Source organism: Halobellus ruber (assembly GCF_014212355.1).
Taxonomy (GTDB): Archaea; Halobacteriota; Halobacteria; order Halobacteriales; family Haloferacaceae; genus Haloquadratum; species Haloquadratum rubrum.
Genome location: NZ_JACKXD010000007.1, coordinates 112,986 through 128,912, shown reverse-complemented (window position 1 = coordinate 128,912; position 15,927 = coordinate 112,986). Strand labels below are relative to the sequence as shown.

Genomic DNA, 15,927 nt, shown 5'->3' with positions numbered 1-15,927 from the left:
ACACTCGCAGTTCGACTGGCGAATCGCCTCCCAGCAGACTTTTTTGGACAGTGCTGCAGACACCCGCCGAGAAACCACCGGACTGTCTCACCTGCCGGGAATGCGGGGCCGAGATACCTAAGTCAGATCGGTCCGAGCGGGTCTGTCCCGAGTGTCACCTGGTACAGACCGACCGACCACTATCGACCACTCCACGGCCACATTACGGCAACGATGCCCGAAAACGGACTGGGAGTCGGGTGACCAACCTATGGGCCGACCGAGGCCTGGGAACCGGGTTCGGAACGGACGTCCAGACCGGCGGGGCCGGTCTCACCCAATCCAGTCCCCAGCACCGCCTATCCCGAAACACCGGGTGGACGCACGGCCGGACAGCAGAGCAGTGTCGTCTCGACTACGCTCTCGGCGAAATTCGCCGTATGGGTGCTGCGTTCGATGTCCCCACACCGGAACTGGAAGAGGCAGCACGGTTCTACCGAAAAGCAAAGACTGCCGGGAGTATCACGGGTCGATCCGTTGAGGGGTTCGTCACCGCGTGTCTCCTCGCTAGCATTAGGCAAAGTCCCCAGAGGATTCCCGTCTCAGGCCGCGAACTGCGCAACGTCTCCCGCGCTACGGACGACCAGATTCGCGTCGCTCGGGGTGCACTGACGGCTGAACTGGGTATCACCATTCCGCCGGAGCGCCCGGAAACATTTCTCCCGAAGGCAGTATCCGAACTTTCCGTTCCTACGCGTGTCGAACGCAGGGCCAAAGAGATCCTCCGAACGTACATACACGGGGACGGCGCCCATCGCGGAACCTCACCGAGAACGCTGGCAGCAGGAGCACTACACGCCGCATATGAGTGTGTGGAGTGGGACAGGCGTCCGACGCTAGATGCCCTCGCAAACGTCTTTGACGTCGCTCGAAGCACGATCAGTACAGAGAAGGGGGAGTTGCTGGATAACACAGGCGTCGTCTCGACTGAATAAATACAGTACCATCTTTCACCGTTGTTGCCTGCTCGTCGCGACGACTACAGTCACTCAAAGAATACCTTTATAAAATCCCTAAGTAATACCTGAGTATGGTTGAGAGAATATCGGGAGAGGCTTCGAGTCATACCCACAATATAGGTATGAATGAGCGGACCCTGCAGATCGGTGGTGATTCTCCGATTCGGATCAGTGCAGGGCATCGAATTCTCCATCACGATGGGAAGTGCTCTCGGCCGCACGGGCACAACTACGAGGTGACTATTGAAGTCTCAGGAAGCTTGACCGAGGAGGGCTGGATCGTTGATAAGGGAGTTGTTACCGATATTCTTGCTGAGTGGGATCACAAGTTTCTGGTAAAGGAAGGCGATCCGCTTATCGAGGCGTTCGAAGCGTCGGGAGACGGTGATGCGCTCGTGGTTCTTGAGCATCCACCGACTGCAGAAGTGATGTCGGTTGTTTTGGAACGGAAACTCTTGGACGCTCTTCCGGACAATGTGAATAGCGTGTCAGCGACTGTTCGGGAAACAGGCGAGCTCTGTGCGACGTACTGATGCCTGTTGCAAGTGATATTGCGGACATCGGGTCTGACGCGCCGCCGGATGCGGCAGCGCTGCCGGTCAATGAGGTATTCTACTCACTACAAGGGGAAGGAACCCTGGCGGGCACCCCATCGGTGTTCGTTCGGATATCCGGCTGTAATCTTCGGTGTTGGTTCTGTGACTCCTACCACACTTCGTGGGAGCCGACCGGTGCGTGGCTGTCCATCGACGAGATCGTTGATGAGGTGGCTTCCTTCGAGGCTGCTGAGCACGTCGTGCTCACGGGTGGGGAACCGATGATGTATGAGGAGAGCGTCGGGCTTCTCGACGAATTAGCGGAGCAGGGCTATCACACGACGGTGGAAACAAACGGAACGATCTACCGCGACGCGCAAATTGATTTGGCGAGTATCAGTCCGAAACTCACCAGTAGTACACCGACAGCGGAACGGGATCCGAAAGGTGAGGGGGAGTGGGCGGAGCGGCACGAACAGCGTCGGATCGATGTGGATGCGCTCGCCGATCTGGTTGATGCGTATGAGAGTCAATTGAAGTTCGTTGTAACCGGGGTGGATGATATGCCTGAAATCGAGGACGTGGTGGAACAGGTTCGTGCAGCAGCCGAAACGACAGTCTCGAACGACGAGGTGTTGTTGATGCCGGAAGGGATGACGCGCGAGGCGTTGGATGCGCGGCGGAATGCGGTGGCGGAGTTGGCGATGGAGTACGGGTATCGGTACACCCCACGGTTGCACGTTGATCTGTGGAACGACGCGCCAGGGACATGACGGAGCAACAGTATCACCCGGACGGTGTGGATGACCTAAGCGGGGTCAATCAGGAGAAGGTACAGCGGGCGATGCGGCTGTTGTTGGAAGCAGTGGGTGAGGATCCGGAGCGTGAGGGGCTCAAAGAGACGTGGCAGCGTCGGGTCCCTGCTGCGTTGGAGACGCTGACTGAAGGCGAGCGCGAGAGTGCGAAACCTGAGTTGCGTGCGTTCGATACTGGCGGTGACGCGGTGGATGTGGTGATCAAGACGGGGATTCCTGTATACAGCCTGTGTGAGCACCATCTGCTCCCGTACCACGGTGTCGCGCACATCGCGTACCGGCCTGACGGGGCTGTCGTGGGGTTATCGAAACTCGCACGATACGTTCGGTGGCAGTCCAGGCGACTGACTGTCCAGGAGAGACTGACTCAGGATATCGCTGCAGGGCTCGGAGACGAACTCGACCCAGAGGCGGTCCGGGTTGAGATTTCGGCCAGGCACCTGTGCGAGGCGATGCGTGGTATTGAGACAGCGACCGAGACGACGACGCAGGCGACAGTCGGTGAACTAACTGACAACGAACGGCGGCGGTTCCGTTCGGCGGTTGATTCCTATGAGTAACGAGAAACGCGCGGTGATTCTGGTGTCCGGCGGGATGGATAGTGCGACAGCGGTATACGAGGCGATGGAACGAGGGTATGAGCCGTACTTCCTGCACACGTCGTACGGGCAGCAGACGGAGATCAAGGAGTATGAGTGTGCGAAGTCGTTGGCTGAGGAAGTCGGAGCGGCTGATTTCCTACATATCGAAACAGAGCATCTCGCTGCGATCGGCGCATCGAGTCTGACTGACGAAGAAATTGACGTGGAAGAGGCAGACCTGGACAGTGATGAGATCCCGGCGTCGTACGTGCCATTCCGGAATGCGAACCTATTGTCGATGGCCGTCTCCTACGCCGAAGCGAACGACTGTTCGGCCGTCTTCATCGGCGCGCATTCAGAAGATTTCTCCGGGTACCCGGATTGCCGCCCGGCGTTTTTCGAGGCGTTCCAACAAGTGATCGATGTTGGAACGAAACCAGAAACGGAAATCGAATTGCTCGCACCGTTCGTCGAGTGGTCGAAAACAGAGATCGCTGAGCGCGGACTTGAACTGGATGTGCCCTACGAGATAACCTGGTCGTGTTACCAAGACGAAGCGCCCGCGTGTGGGACGTGTGATGCCTGTGCGTTCCGGCTAGAAGCCTTCCGAAACGCCGGATCAAGCGATCCGATAGACTACGCCGAGCGACCGACCTACTCGTCGTAAATTTCCGTCAACAGCTCTTCAAGACATAGATAGGCTTCGTGGACGAGCATATCCCGCGGGTCGGGGCCGGAGAGTTCGTCGTACGGGACATTAGATTCGAGGTGTGTGGTGATGCTCCACGAGCAGAGGTCGTGGTTCTCGTAGAGTGCGGTGGCGGCTTCGTATGTGCTCCACTCGTCAGCATCGGCGCGGTACTCGTCAGCGACATCGGTAACGAAGTCTCTGAGGTCGGATTCGGACTCAAAGTGCTGCCGACTCATCGGTCCCCAGTAAATTCGCTTTCACCTGCTAACCGGCCTGCCGTACCATTCATCGCATAAATGAGGGTCGCTGCGACTTCAAATGCTTCCTCTCGTGAGAGCCTTTCGATAGGCCTTGTTACGAATTCCTCGTCGTCAGTATTCACCCCGGTAATTGGAGTTACTGAGTAATCATCTTCACCCATCGTTCCGTCAAGTCGGACGAGAATGGTTTCATCATCCCCGTACACCCACTCGATATAGTACTCATCGTGAATATGCTCCGTCCACCCAGGCGGATAATAGTCGAGTGCGTCAGTCTCACTCGCTGGCATACAGGCTAATAAACGGCGTCGCTCATAAGTATACGCGTCTGGTTCTATATCAAATATTCTACGGCAGACACTCCAATATCGAGCAGATCCGGTTCGCCGTCAGTGAGGCGAATCGTGTTGTACGGTACGAGCCGGCGACGGACCTCAGCCGGGATCTCCCATCCGCCACAGTTCGATGTGGTGAACTGCGTTTCCGTGGCGGCGTACGTGCCGGTGTTTGTGGAAGTAGAGCATCGCGACGCAAGTCAAACATCTTTCCAGCGTGCTTGAGCTCATTACGAACAGGGAATCCGCCGACACGGCCATCGTCACCGAACCCAGCGGCATCGGCAAGACCTACATCTCGAAGCTCGTCACTAAACGGTTCCGCGAAGAGCTCCTCAATATCGAGACCACATACGCCGGCTATTGGCGCAACTACACCCGGGTTCTACACTCTCTGTCAGGTTCTCAACGCTCTCGCCGCGGCCATCGGCATCCACCGGTAGTTGAGATTATATGACGAACCCGTCGACAGACTCCAACGACGGCCCGCGAACCGCTGGCATCCTCGGCGAGATCGACCAGTCGGAGGATCCCAGAAGTATCAACGACATCTGGAATATCAGTGACCCGAACTGCTGAACAGTCGCCCCTATCGATTTGTTGTGTGACTAACCACCACACTCTGTAGACCCACCCCTATCGATTTGTTTCTATTATCAACTCAGTTTCGAACGTTGGTTAGATGAAATGAACCACACGATGGCAACCAACCGGAAACGAACTGTAGTAAGATTGACCGCGTAGTGTCGGCCACAATTCGGGGGGCGATAGCAACCTGACCCAAGCAAGCGCAACTCGTGATACGGTCGTTCCCAAATGAGGCGTCAGTAGACCGCTTCGTGTGTCTCTCCTCCCTCGAAATATGTTAGCTCTCAAATACGAAAAGCTGAGTTACCGATAGAACTGAGCCATCGATAACACCCTCACCCCTATCGACTTGTTCAAGCAACGACCTACTGATTGAGTTGTGCGTTCACGACGGTGCGGAGTTCGTCCCCGTGGACATCGTCAAGTCGTGAATCCTCTCGAAGCGTCTCGATGATAGTTTCCGGGTTCTCACCAAACGTGAACTCGAGGTAGCTGCCCGAGTGTGGTCCCTGACTCTTCCGCTCTGTCTCAACCAACGAATACGTCGTGAGTTCTTTCATCTTGTTCACGTACGTCTCCTGGTGGTACTGATCCGAATCCAGAGTACCCGTCAGGTACTGATACACCCGGTATCCAATCGGGCTCTTTGCTGCACCAGTTCCGGCCTCACGGGCCACAGCTGCGGTCGCGAACAGACAGAGCTTCTTCTGCGTACTAATCCCACGCGTCACCTCCAACACGCGGTTCTTCTCAACCTTATCTTGAGCCTCTCGAACGTGCTCCTCACGGACTTCGTCCGCACCTGTTTTTTCTGCAATCGAGCCTGCTGTTCGCATCAGGTCGATCGCCTTCCTCGCGTCCCCATTAGTTTGGGCGGCGAATGCTGCTGCGAGCGGGATGACATCATCGCTGAGTGCATCCTCGTGGAAAGCGTCCTCCCGAGCCCGAAGGATTTCCCGGAGTTGGTTGGCATCATAGTCACTAAAATGAACGTCTTCGGGAGTGAATGAACTGAGAGCCCGGCTCCCCACACTCTCCATCATCTTCGTGTCGTTCGTGATCGCAGTCACGGAGACCTGAGCCGTAATCTCGTCGGTGCTTCCAGCACGAGAGAGTTGATAGAGAAGGCGAGAGAAGGCTGGCTCGTCCTTATCCCGACGACCGACGAGCATGTCGAGTTCATCGAGAATGAATACGACTGTATCGTAGTGGTCGTTGATCAGACGGTAGAGTTCGCGCCATTTTTTCTTGTTTGGAACCCCGTGTTCCGGGACGTCGACAGTCGTTCCGATGTCGTTCGCCACCTTTCGCGCAAGTTCGTAGACAGCTGCGCCGAGGGTTCCCACGTTCTGGCAGTTCATTTGGATGACGCCGAACCGAATATCGCGGTTTTCGCAGAGTTCGACGATGTTCTGACAGACGGCGTTGATGATAAGAGATTTCCCGGTCCCAGAAGGGCCATAGAGGAGAAGATTCGGCGGTCGTTCGTTACTTATTGCGACGCGGAGGTGTTGAGTAATATCGGTGAGCTGCGTGTCACGACCGACGATACGTTCTTCGTCGACGATCTCGTTCGGTTCAAGGAGTGACCGGTTCTTGATGAGACTCGCGGCCTCTTCCTGTTCGAGAATGAGATCTTTGATAGAACCCGTGGAATCGGTGATCTCCTCGGAGCCAGGATCCGTGGGCATATCAGATCCCACCTTGTCACAATACTAAAAGATTCCCCTGTCGATTTCTTTTCTACCAATATAACGTTCAGAACCAAGATATCAGAGGGTTACTCCGTTGTCCTCCGCAACCTCCGACGATTTGTTATGGACCCTTTGTCTCGATTGATCCAGAAGAACTCCCGAACACCCTCTCACCCCTATCGATTTGTTCTAATTACAAAGGAGGGGAAGAGTGAGAGAACTTCGAACGGACTAACGCTGTCTCTACCACACGATTAGTACGGAGCCGGGAACTGCATACACCCTTCCTTTCTCTTCTTTCTAGTTCTAGCTACTAGCTGATTAGTAGAACACACCTCTATCGATTTGTTCTAACTGCATTCCTTCACTTCGTTTCTCACCTAATCAGATACCTAATTAATAATCGAGAAATCAGGGGACGGAGACCGGACTCAGGGAACCTGGTGGTACCATAGCGAGGTGCCTTGTTGTTCTCGCTGTTTCCCAAGCTATCCACTCTACACACCCCTATCGATTTGTCTCATACTCTTCCCGTATGCCAAATATGGTAGGCACCGAGGTAATAAAGACCGGTTCTGTCGAAGAACTTCATCCTGATGTGCCATATCTACGTGAGTTCCTCACGATCAACTCTCCCCTCCCCGTCCTTTCTCGCCAGAACAAATCGATAGGGGTGGGTGTGTGGTTCTACCGACACGGTCACGATGGATGCGGCCGACCACGTCTATAGCCACCTCTTTACCAATTTCGGCATTTTCGATCTACTGGCTCGATACTGGTCTTCCGTGGACGACTTCACGCTGAACAAATCGATAAAGGTGACTCCCTGTATGCAGGTAGCTTTGTTGAACAAGTCGATAGAGGCGCGTCTCCTGAACCTATTACTCCGACCACACGCCCGGCGACCTAGAGTCCGTTCGGGAGCGGCTCAACGTCGTCACCCAGGAGACGCGCTTCTCGCTCCTCCAGGATATCCTCAGGCATCCATCGGAACTGTCGACACTAATGTGACTCGACTACGTCAACCTGAACAAGAGCCAGACGACGATTCGTCAGCACCTCCAGCCGCTCGTCAACGTCCGCATCGTCGAGGAGGTGGTCCTGCCGGAGGACCGTCGGCAGAACGACCTGCCGTACAAGTTCTACGGTATCAGTGAGAGTGGTCGGCAGTTCCTCGAGGAGCACAAGCCACTCCGAGCGCAAGACACACTCCGAGAGAACTCCGACCGAGTGAAGAAGACCGACGACAACATACGCTACGAAACCGCTCCCCGACCCGAGGGCTGACCCTCCCGTCTTTCACTTCGCAGATGGGGTATCATCCCGAAAACAGGTCATTCGAACGGACTTCGATTTCCTCTACTCGTCGGGATTGACGGGACCTTTATATTTAGATCGAATTTTTTCTCCATCCCGCCACTGCCAGTAGTAGTAGCGGTTGTCGTTGATCTCCTTGATCGTGATCGTCGCTTTCGAGGGGATGTCATCGGGAAGATCGTCGGGGCGTTCGTCGATTTCGTCTTCTTCGTCCGCTTCGGCAAGGCGATCTTCACGCTCACGGTATTCAGCGAGTTCCTCGGCATAGTGTGCAACGTCTCGGAGCAGCTCGGGCGAGTAGTCGTCGAGTGTGTCGATGGCATCTGTGGGGAGGTCCGCTGGGGGCGTCGGTGGCTCGTAGGACATAGGCCAATCTGTATTAACCAACACAGAGGCACGAAGCATAGTTTTGTTGGTTAAACCGAAACCAACCACTCACAATGTCCTCCAGCAGCAGTAACACTACTCGAAACTCTTCATCAATAACTTTCGTCTGATGTTACAGCCCTTCGAGCATTCTCGGACTCTGGATGATTCTACTAGTTCGGGGGGAGACGCCCATCAGGTCGTGGGACCCGCCCCTGCTTGATCTCCTGATCGACTCGTCGGAGATGTTTACAGCCGCCCTTGGGCGTACGCTTCCGCCAGTCTGGACACGTACACGATTCGCTGATCACGTCGACTTCGTACCAGTGTCCTGACGCCGATCGGACCTCGTACCGGCCGCCTTTTTCGAGCAGCGAGACTTCCATTGCTTCGTCGATGGCGCGTCGAGTTCGCGGCTCGAGATCGTTGTGCTGGGGCGAGTGCTCCGTGACGACCATCCGATCGCGTACGTCGCCGGTGCGGCCGCCGTCTGGGGCAACCGCCGCTTCGGGATCCTGGAGCCGATTCGCAAGCAGGCCCTCAACCGGATGGCCTTCCGGCCACAGATAATGTACTTCCCGCCGTTCGCGATGGTCGTAGGAGCCACAGGCGGCAGCGCTCCCAGTCCAGACACGCCACGCCCCGAGTACTGCCATCACGTCGACGATGACCCGCGGAACAGCGTCGTACTCGTCGGGGTAGAACACCCGGAAACGGGTACACTCCGCCTGCGGCGAAACCGTCTCCCACCACTCGATGTCGTCATCCCAACTCTCGTACATCGCCTTGTCCTCTCCGTAGCCGACAGTCACGCCGTCAATCTGCGGTACCTCCACCGATGTGTCGTCAGCCTCGTCTTCGAGCAGCCGAAGGACGGCGTACCGGAGATACTCGTGTTCCGGATGGTCTGATGATTGGGCGACCTGTTCGTGGTGGGTTGCGATCTGTTCTGCTTCCTCAAGAACGGCGGAAAGGTATCTATCGGTCATCGGTCGTGGTCTCCGGTGGGTGCCTCCGCCCCTCTGCGGGCACTGAAAGACTTAACCAACATAGTAGGCTGACGGCCCTTCTTGTTGGTTAAGCGGCGCTGTCGAGAGCGTCGATGAGTTCTTCTGCTGTGGAACTGATCCGGTCGAGACGGTCGCGAACGATCTCGGGATCGTCCGACTCCCACGCGGCGAGGTAGAACGCTGACCCACTGGTGTCCAGCCCGCAGTAGCGCCCGACGACGTACGCGACGGCTTCGGCCTCGACTTCGCGCTTCGACCGCTCTGTGTCGTCGTCGACGTCGAAGTGGAGCAGGGCGTGGGCGTACTCGTGAATCAGCGTCCGGGCGAGATCGGCGTCGTTCTCCCGATCGCAAACCTCGACGAGCGGCTGGACGTCGACGAGGCTCAGCTGCTCGCAGATGCCCTTCGCCTCGCCGTGGGTCCACTCTTCGTCGGGAACGATCCGAACCGTCACGCCAAGTTCGTCGGCAATCCCGATCAGCCGAGCAACGAGGTCGCCGGCGTCTCCGGTGGCTTCCGTGTCGAGGTCGGGAAGTGGTTCTCCCTCGGTCTGAGAGACGTCGAACACCGGCGCAGGCTTGAACCCGACGAGGCCCTCTGACCACTTCTCGGGCGGCGTCTCGTCGTACCCACAGTCGCTCTCTTCGTGGTAGCTCGGCGAATTCTCGCACTCCGGGCACTGCGTGGTGATGATCGGCGCCCAGATCCAGATGGCCGACTCCCCTTCCTGGACGTGCCGATCGAACTCCTCCTGCCACGTCCGGTAGCCCGCCACCCGGCTCGCCTCGGGACACTGCCGCTTGATGAGGAGCGTGTTCCGGTAGGAGTAGTCGTGGAAGCGACTCTGGACGTCGAGCCACTCCTGGAACTCGTCGCTGGCCTGTGCGTCGTCGACGCCGGCGACGAGCTCGTCGATCCACTGTTCATCTCGTCTGATCGCGTGTCGGTCTGGTCGAAGGAGACCGACGAGTCTCTGGTCGTAGACATCGTGATCACCGAATCGAGTTCACGGCGACTGCGTCTGTTTAAACCGCGCCGCACCCCTCAGGGGCGTTCAAAAAACCGCTCTGTCGGTCAGCGGAGTTCGTGGCGTTCGTTCGCAAAGCCAACCGAGACGAGGTACTCGAGGAACTCGTCGAACCGCTCGATGTCACTAGGCGTGTCGGTCGCAAGATGACGCGCCCACTCGATGGCCCACTGGAAGGCGGGATCCGTGCCGCCCTTGCCGTGAATGTACCACCACCGGGCCGCTTTCAGCACGACGAGCGGATTCGTCGGCGGCTGCTCGCCGGCGAGCCCACGGGTGATAGATTCGATTTCGTCGGGGACGTCGGCGGAATCGACCTCCGCTGATTGCGTGTTGTCGATATCGACCGGAATCTCGTCGATCGAGACGTTGTCGGGACTCTGTTGTTGACTCACTGGAAGTCACCTCTGAGAGTTTTCGAAGGAGCCCTCGCCCTCTCGGGGGCACGAAAAACAGCCACAGTCGGTGTGTCAGTATCTCCACGGCTGATGCTGTCCTGGCGAGTGACTGGCGCGCTGGGATTAATGCTGAACGTGGTAACGGTGGCGTCCTCGGTGGCTGTGACGGTCACGTCATCGCCGCCAGTTATGAGTGCGCTCTCGGTGAACCTGGCCGACCCATCGCCAATCTCGACTGCGCCGTCGAAGACATACAGATAGGTGTCCCCGCCCGGTCGCGATGGGAGCGTGGTCGTGGCCTTGGTAGCGAGTTGTTAGTCGTCGAAGTCGACGTTACTACGAACATACAGCGCGGCGTCGGTCCCTTCGGTCCGTACAGGTGGGATGGTGTGACCGGGGAAATTTAAATGAAACTGGAACTTGCCATAGTTCTGCGAGATGTCCGTTCTCGCGGTGCCGTGTAGATACGAGACTGTGCCTGTACGAAAGGCGACTCGTCCATTATTTGTAGCTCCTCATCCGTTAAATCCGTTCTACGGGATAACTTCTGTCGATCTGATGTTGATTGTACGATTCGGTTATGTCAAAAAATTATGATGATATTGGTTGTTTCCGTCTATTGCTTGTAGATCTTAGTCAGCAATTGTTCAATACAGAGGCAAGCTTCGTGGGTCAGCATATCCCGCGGATCCGGACCGGAAAGTTCGTCATACGGGACATTGGATTCGAGGTACGTGGTGATACTCCACGGGCAGAGGTCATACTCGTCATAGAGCGCAGTGGCAGCCTCGTACGTACCCCACTCATCAGCGTCAGCACGATACTCATCGGCTACGTCGGCGATGAACTCTCTGAACTCGTTTTCAGAGTCGAAATGTCGCTCGGTCATTCTGTGTTTGAATTGGTTCTTGTATTCATAGGTTCATAGGTATACTGAACACGGGGCGCCTGTAGGAATTTCATATTGAGAAGTTGTCGTCACTCCTATGGCTGTTCGCAGGTTTTCTACCTTGTTGGCCTCCACCCCTTGAGGGGGAGAGAAACAGACCGGCGATTACAGCATCGCCGTGATGTCAGCTCATCGCGTCTTGGAACCGCTCACGCAGCGCGTCCTCGCGTTCTTCGAACTGCTCGACTTTCTCCTGCAGGTCGTCGCTGACTCGCTCGATGCTCGCCAGCGCTCGTTCGCCGGCCAGCGAGGCCTGTGACCCGTCGTCCCCGCCCGCCGCTAACTGCTGCTCGTACGCCTGCTCGATGCGCTCGATCGTGCCTTCCGGGTTGAACAGGATGTCGTTGGCGATTCGAACGTACTGATCGAGGGACGCCCCTTCTTTCCCCTGGAAGAAGTGAGTGAGCGCGAACGTGGCGCCGGAATGCAGCGTCCACATGTCGATCTCGAAGGGGGACGCCGCATTGGCTTCTGCATCGCCGGCGGCGCGCTCGGCCAGGTAGTCCGGGAAGCCGAGCAGACTGTAGAACTCCGTGACGGTGAACGGGAGCTCCGAGAAGTCGAGGTCGATGTCCTGGGCGTCACGGATGAACTCGAAGAGGTCGTCGGCGACGAGTTCGACCTGTGCGAGGATCTCCTCCCACCAGGTGCGGAAATTCCGCACGTCGCCGACGTGCTTGATGACCTCCTTGTCGGTGAGCGAGCGCATCGTGTTCGAGCAGTAGCCGTCCTGAGCGAAGCCCTCCACGTAGACGGCGTGCTCGCCGAAGAAGTCGTAGCCCGACGTGACGCCCATCGTGATCGGGTCTGACCGCCCCGGCAGCCGGACTTCGAGGCCGTCGAACATCACGTCCATATGGACCTCGCCGCCGCCCCGGTAGCGCCGGATCTCGCCGAACATCACGTCACCGAGCGGCGTCCCGTCGATGGTCTCCTCGCGAAGGACCTCTTCCAAGGGCCTGTACACATCCACCGGGTTAATGATCGCGTAACTGTCCGTGGGGACGTGAAATAGTGGGTCTGCGTCGGGCTCGCCGTCTGTCGCGTGGTCGCGCGCTCTTGTCGGCTCGACCAGGGCGTTGAAGCGCTCCGTTTCGACCCACTCGTCAGAGTAGGGATTCCGGTATGCGACTGTCGTCTCGACGGCCTGCGGGAGGTCACGAATCGTCTCGGCGAAGGACTTCGGTTCGTCGACCGTTTTCTTCCGGCGGTACCAGTCGGGTAGTTCCGTATCGGTTCGTCCGTCGACGCCAGCGAACACGGTTCTGGATTCTGGGTCTTTCATTGCAGTCACCTCGAAATCGAATTCGTCATCCGCACCGGCGCTCTCATCACGCGCCCTGCGCCCCTCTCACGGGCGCAAAAACAACCACTCTTAACCAACATTCTACCCAAGAATCCAGTACTGTTGGTTAATCATCTGGACGGTCCCGACACTTGGCTTCGGCTCTTCAATTCACTCGTCGGCGTGGCGTCGACGGCGCACCTGTTCAGGATTTGGTACCTATGGATGGTCGTCCCAGCAGTGCAGGGCGTGCTCTTGTGCCGTGTCGAACAGCGCCTCACACGACCCACACTCGTAGGCGGTGTCGGACCACGGTTCCGTGACGAACATCGCCGTCACCGTCGACCTGACTGGATCTGGTGCGGCCGACCGCTGAACGTAATTATAGCCGATTACTGTCCGTCGACGAAGCGCCGACTGCGCCAGCCGTTCGGGCCGGTCTGCTGGGAGATACACCCAGCGGACGAACGCTGCTTCTGAGTCCTTCGCTGAGGGTTGAAGGATGAACCACCGGTCGTGATCGTCGCGGAAGAGATACCGGTCTGTTCCCCGATTTTGGAGATAGAGCGGATCGCCGTGCCCGGCAATCACCCACAGACCGATGGACGGGGAGATCGGGGTGAGGAGTCGCTCTTCCAGCGTGAGCGAGCGGGACTCTCCAGATGATGTCTCGGTCTCGAAGTCGTCGAGCGTCGCTTCGTCAGTCATGATTCGCCGGGATTCGTCTCGTCGGTGTCTTTCCCAACTGTTAGCTCGTGCCGGTCGTTGTATCGCTCGAGTTCTCGGCCGATGCACTCCAGCGCCGTGATGGCGCGTTCGATGAGTTGGTACGTGGCCCGCGAGAGTCGGATGTTCTCCATCAGATGTCCTCCTCTGGCTCGACGAGGTCGTTACTCTCAGCGACGAGTGCCTGCACGGCTGCAGCAGGATCGTTCTCGACCGGAAGTGTTCGATGGTCAAGCGGGGCGGGATACGCCCGGTCCTCCTGCGCACAAAGTATGATCAACCACTCTTCGCTCCCTTCGGCGAGGACGACGTAGTGGTCGATATCCCGACGTTGGAAGACTGTCCGATCTGTCCGGCTCACCGCACTCCAATTCGCCGGCAGTGACGATGACGGCGTCCCACCATCTGGCGTGAGTGCTTGGTACTCTTCGAATTCGGCGAGTGCCGCCTCGATATCCTCCCCGGTGAGGTGCCAGCAGTCGGCCGGCCCATCACACAGCAACTGACTGACCACGTCGTCGCGGAACTGGATGTAGTGTTCCTCGGCGACGGTTTCGTCGTCGGTGTAATCGAGGAGGATCGCACAGGCGAGCTGTGCCGGTCCGCTTCCCGTATAGCCCCAGTCGAATCCCGCCGGGCTATGCCGCACGAGACCGAGACTTCGATTAGGGGAGAGGCGTTCGTGTGTGGTAAGGTTCAGTACTACCGGCGTTCCGTCGACACGCATCCCGACGTACTCAACGCGGTCTGTACTCGCCTGCCATCGCTCACTCGCATCCTGTACGACTGTTCGTGGGTCGGTAGTCGGATTCATCTCCATCGGTTGAATGCGGGCATTCGGATTCCCCGCACCCCTGCTGGAGGCTGAAAAAACCCACCGGCTATTAGGCCCTCAGCGTCGCTTCAAAATTAGCACTCAGACTACAATATTTCGACGGATGACTAATCAATAGGGGCAGTTTATTCATTGAAGAGACAGCGAGCGGCCGCATCCTCACCGTTGAGGGTTTGCTGATCCTCGTCCGTATCAGCGAAGAGGGTTGACTGATCTCCCTCGGATGTTTGCTCCACTTCGGGTCGATCGTCGACGCCGAACTCACTCGCCTCGGGCTGGTCAAGACGCGAATCTCGGTCGCGATGATCCACGTCAGCGCCGAAATCCTTGAGTGAGGTCTCGACGCTCGTTTCGGTTACTTCGAGTTGGCCATCGTCACCGAACGCAGTCTGTCGGTGAATCTCGATTTCTGGTCGATCGCTCATCTGGATTGAGCCTCCACCCACCGAGGCTCCGACAAACAGCCCACGACTATCGATTCAATCGTTTTCTTCGCGGATTTCGCTGGCCCGCTGTTCGAGTCGGCGGAGGATCTGGACGCGCTGCTGATTCGCGTTCTCGTAGGCGACGCAGGCTCGCAGCGTCTCCATATCGTGAATCGTCACGATGCCGGCGTTGATGAGTCGCGTATTCTGGGGTTCGAGGCGTTGTTCTGGTGACAGTTCGTTCGAGTCTGGATCGCGCCCTCCTGTGTCGCTTATGGATGGTCGCCTCCGCTCCTGCTGAGGCGAGGACAAACAGCGTCGGTTCTCTCTGGGCGTCCCTTCTCAGCGATAGCTACGCACAGATACCGTCGCTGTAGGCCTGGGAAACGCTATTTCACTTCTGCTGTCGTTTGAGGAATTCGAGGAGCGTCTCGATGTCGTCGGCTGATGCCGACGATTGGCCGAACATGCTCTTGAATCGGTGATCCAGCCCACCTTCTTCGATGAAGGCTTGGGCCTCACTGAGCTGCGACCGGAGGGCATCAGCATCGCCGCGGTGGAGATGCGACTCGACGCCATCGAGGTCGATCGCTGGGATAGCGGCGAGGACATCAGCGAGATCCGTCTTTCGGCCGCTATGGAGTTTCGCGGCGACGAGGATTTCTCCGTCAGCTGCTCGTGCGGTCGTCGACCGGGTCCCGCCCGAAATCGTCGTTTCAGTACTGTGGTCACGCAGATAGTCGAACGACCATTCCGCCTCGGTTTGCCGACAGCCAAGCCCATTCACGAGAATGTCGACGCCGACCGGGTGGGGGAGTCCTTCGGTCCGTTCAAAGATGTCGATCTCTCGATTATAGATGGTCTCTTCCGGTGGAACTTCGAGCTCGGTCGTCCGTTCGAAACCGCGTGCTTCGAGGAATGCCACGATGTCGTCGTAGTCATCCGGGGCGATGACGAGATCCAGGTCGGTCGAGAATCGCGGTTCGAACTGACTGATCGCGTACCCACCAACGAGGACGAATCCGATGTCGGACTGTTCCAGTTCTTCGAGTACTTGGATGAGCGCCTTACTGCGGCCTTCCTGACTCATT

General features: G+C 57.5%; 20 protein-coding genes and 2 pseudogenes. 7 read left to right on the top strand and 15 right to left on the bottom strand.

Annotated features, from left to right (window positions below; all coding sequences use genetic code 11):
- Window positions 1–419 precede the first annotated feature (419 nt).
- The 5 genes from H5V44_RS16445 to queC all read left to right on the top strand — a co-directional run bounded on the left by H5V44_RS16445 (window position 420) and on the right by queC (window position 3,597).
- Window positions 420–974: a transcription initiation factor IIB family protein gene (locus H5V44_RS16445; RefSeq protein ID WP_185194219.1), complete on the top strand. Its 555-nt coding sequence runs from the start codon at window positions 420–422 to the stop codon at window positions 972–974.
- Window positions 975–1,069: 95 nt separating this feature from the next.
- Entirely contained in the window at window positions 1,070–1,531 is a 462-nt protein-coding gene (locus tag H5V44_RS16440) for a 6-pyruvoyl trahydropterin synthase family protein (protein WP_185194218.1), read from the top strand.
- Window positions 1,531–2,307: a 7-carboxy-7-deazaguanine synthase QueE gene (locus H5V44_RS16435; protein ID WP_185194217.1), complete on the top strand. Its 777-nt coding sequence runs from the start codon at window positions 1,531–1,533 to the stop codon at window positions 2,305–2,307. Before H5V44_RS16440 ends, H5V44_RS16435 begins: the two co-directional genes overlap by 1 nt.
- Window positions 2,304–2,909 (top strand): GTP cyclohydrolase I, encoded by a 606-nt coding sequence (gene folE, locus H5V44_RS16430; RefSeq protein WP_185194216.1) that lies wholly within the window; start codon window positions 2,304–2,306, stop codon window positions 2,907–2,909. Before H5V44_RS16435 ends, folE begins: the two co-directional genes overlap by 4 nt.
- On the top strand, window positions 2,902–3,597 hold the full coding sequence (gene queC, locus H5V44_RS16425; RefSeq protein ID WP_185194215.1) for a 7-cyano-7-deazaguanine synthase QueC: 696 nt from the start codon (window positions 2,902–2,904) through the stop codon (window positions 3,595–3,597). Before folE ends, queC begins: the two co-directional genes overlap by 8 nt.
- Here queC and H5V44_RS16420 read toward each other — a convergent pair.
- Together H5V44_RS16420 and H5V44_RS16415 are read right to left on the bottom strand one after the other, a co-directional pair.
- Window positions 3,585–3,857, bottom strand: a complete 273-nt coding sequence (locus tag H5V44_RS16420) for a hypothetical protein (RefSeq protein ID WP_185194214.1) — start codon at window positions 3,855–3,857, stop codon at window positions 3,585–3,587. The genes queC and H5V44_RS16420 overlap by 13 nt on opposite strands.
- Entirely contained in the window at window positions 3,854–4,171 is a 318-nt protein-coding gene (locus tag H5V44_RS16415) for a hypothetical protein (protein WP_185194213.1), read from the bottom strand. The genes H5V44_RS16420 and H5V44_RS16415 overlap by 4 nt, the downstream gene beginning before the upstream one ends.
- A 262-nt stretch (window positions 4,172–4,433) precedes the next feature.
- On the opposite strand from H5V44_RS16415, the gene H5V44_RS18235 reads away from it, so the two are divergent.
- Window positions 4,434–4,673: a hypothetical protein gene (locus H5V44_RS18235; RefSeq protein WP_185194212.1), complete on the top strand. Its 240-nt coding sequence runs from the start codon at window positions 4,434–4,436 to the stop codon at window positions 4,671–4,673.
- Between the two features lie 496 nt (window positions 4,674–5,169).
- On the opposite strand, the gene H5V44_RS16405 is transcribed toward H5V44_RS18235, so the two are convergent.
- On the bottom strand, window positions 5,170–6,495 hold the full coding sequence (locus H5V44_RS16405; protein ID WP_185194211.1) for an orc1/cdc6 family replication initiation protein: 1,326 nt from the start codon (window positions 6,493–6,495) through the stop codon (window positions 5,170–5,172).
- Window positions 6,496–7,383: 888 nt separating this feature from the next.
- Between H5V44_RS16405 and H5V44_RS18230 the strand changes: the two are divergent.
- A pseudogene (locus H5V44_RS18230) lies at window positions 7,384–7,785 on the top strand (transcriptional regulator); the annotation flags it as partial.
- Window positions 7,786–7,857: 72 nt separating this feature from the next.
- Here H5V44_RS18230 and H5V44_RS16395 read toward each other — a convergent pair.
- The 12 genes and pseudogenes from H5V44_RS16395 to H5V44_RS16340 all read right to left on the bottom strand — a co-directional run bounded on the left by H5V44_RS16395 (window position 7,858) and on the right by H5V44_RS16340 (window position 15,926).
- Window positions 7,858–8,181 (bottom strand): hypothetical protein, encoded by a 324-nt coding sequence (locus H5V44_RS16395; RefSeq protein ID WP_185194209.1) that lies wholly within the window; start codon window positions 8,179–8,181, stop codon window positions 7,858–7,860.
- Between the two features lie 173 nt (window positions 8,182–8,354).
- On the bottom strand, window positions 8,355–9,170 hold the full coding sequence (locus H5V44_RS16390) for a hypothetical protein (RefSeq protein ID WP_185194208.1): 816 nt from the start codon (window positions 9,168–9,170) through the stop codon (window positions 8,355–8,357).
- 88 nt (window positions 9,171–9,258) lie between these two features.
- Window positions 9,259–10,178: pseudogene (locus H5V44_RS16385) on the bottom strand (ImmA/IrrE family metallo-endopeptidase).
- 87 nt (window positions 10,179–10,265) lie between these two features.
- Entirely contained in the window at window positions 10,266–10,613 is a 348-nt protein-coding gene (locus tag H5V44_RS16380; RefSeq protein WP_185194207.1) for a hypothetical protein, read from the bottom strand.
- 619 nt (window positions 10,614–11,232) lie between these two features.
- The gene (locus H5V44_RS16375) at window positions 11,233–11,505 is read right to left on the bottom strand and encodes a hypothetical protein (protein WP_185194206.1); all 273 of its coding nucleotides are present in this window, start codon (window positions 11,503–11,505) and stop codon (window positions 11,233–11,235) included.
- A 184-nt stretch (window positions 11,506–11,689) separates the two neighbouring features.
- Window positions 11,690–12,850: a hypothetical protein gene (locus tag H5V44_RS16370; RefSeq protein ID WP_185194205.1), complete on the bottom strand. Its 1,161-nt coding sequence runs from the start codon at window positions 12,848–12,850 to the stop codon at window positions 11,690–11,692.
- Between the two features lie 219 nt (window positions 12,851–13,069).
- On the bottom strand, window positions 13,070–13,558 hold the full coding sequence (locus H5V44_RS16365; RefSeq protein WP_185194204.1) for a hypothetical protein: 489 nt from the start codon (window positions 13,556–13,558) through the stop codon (window positions 13,070–13,072).
- The gene (locus H5V44_RS16360; protein ID WP_185194203.1) at window positions 13,555–13,710 is read right to left on the bottom strand and encodes a hypothetical protein; all 156 of its coding nucleotides are present in this window, start codon (window positions 13,708–13,710) and stop codon (window positions 13,555–13,557) included. The genes H5V44_RS16365 and H5V44_RS16360 overlap by 4 nt, the downstream gene beginning before the upstream one ends.
- Window positions 13,710–14,396, bottom strand: coding sequence for a DUF6166 domain-containing protein (locus H5V44_RS16355; protein WP_185194202.1), 687 nt, complete (start codon window positions 14,394–14,396; stop codon window positions 13,710–13,712). The genes H5V44_RS16360 and H5V44_RS16355 overlap by 1 nt, the downstream gene beginning before the upstream one ends.
- A gap of 140 nt (window positions 14,397–14,536) precedes the next feature.
- Window positions 14,537–14,836 carry a hypothetical protein gene (locus tag H5V44_RS16350; RefSeq protein ID WP_185194201.1) on the bottom strand — a complete coding sequence of 100 codons (300 nt, stop codon included), beginning with the start codon at window positions 14,834–14,836 and terminating at the stop codon, window positions 14,537–14,539.
- Between the two features lie 54 nt (window positions 14,837–14,890).
- Window positions 14,891–15,112: a hypothetical protein gene (locus H5V44_RS16345; protein WP_185194245.1), complete on the bottom strand. Its 222-nt coding sequence runs from the start codon at window positions 15,110–15,112 to the stop codon at window positions 14,891–14,893.
- 118 nt (window positions 15,113–15,230) lie between these two features.
- Window positions 15,231–15,926 carry a nucleotidyltransferase family protein gene (locus H5V44_RS16340; RefSeq protein ID WP_185194200.1) on the bottom strand — a complete coding sequence of 232 codons (696 nt, stop codon included), beginning with the start codon at window positions 15,924–15,926 and terminating at the stop codon, window positions 15,231–15,233.
- Window position 15,927 lies beyond the last annotated feature (1 nt).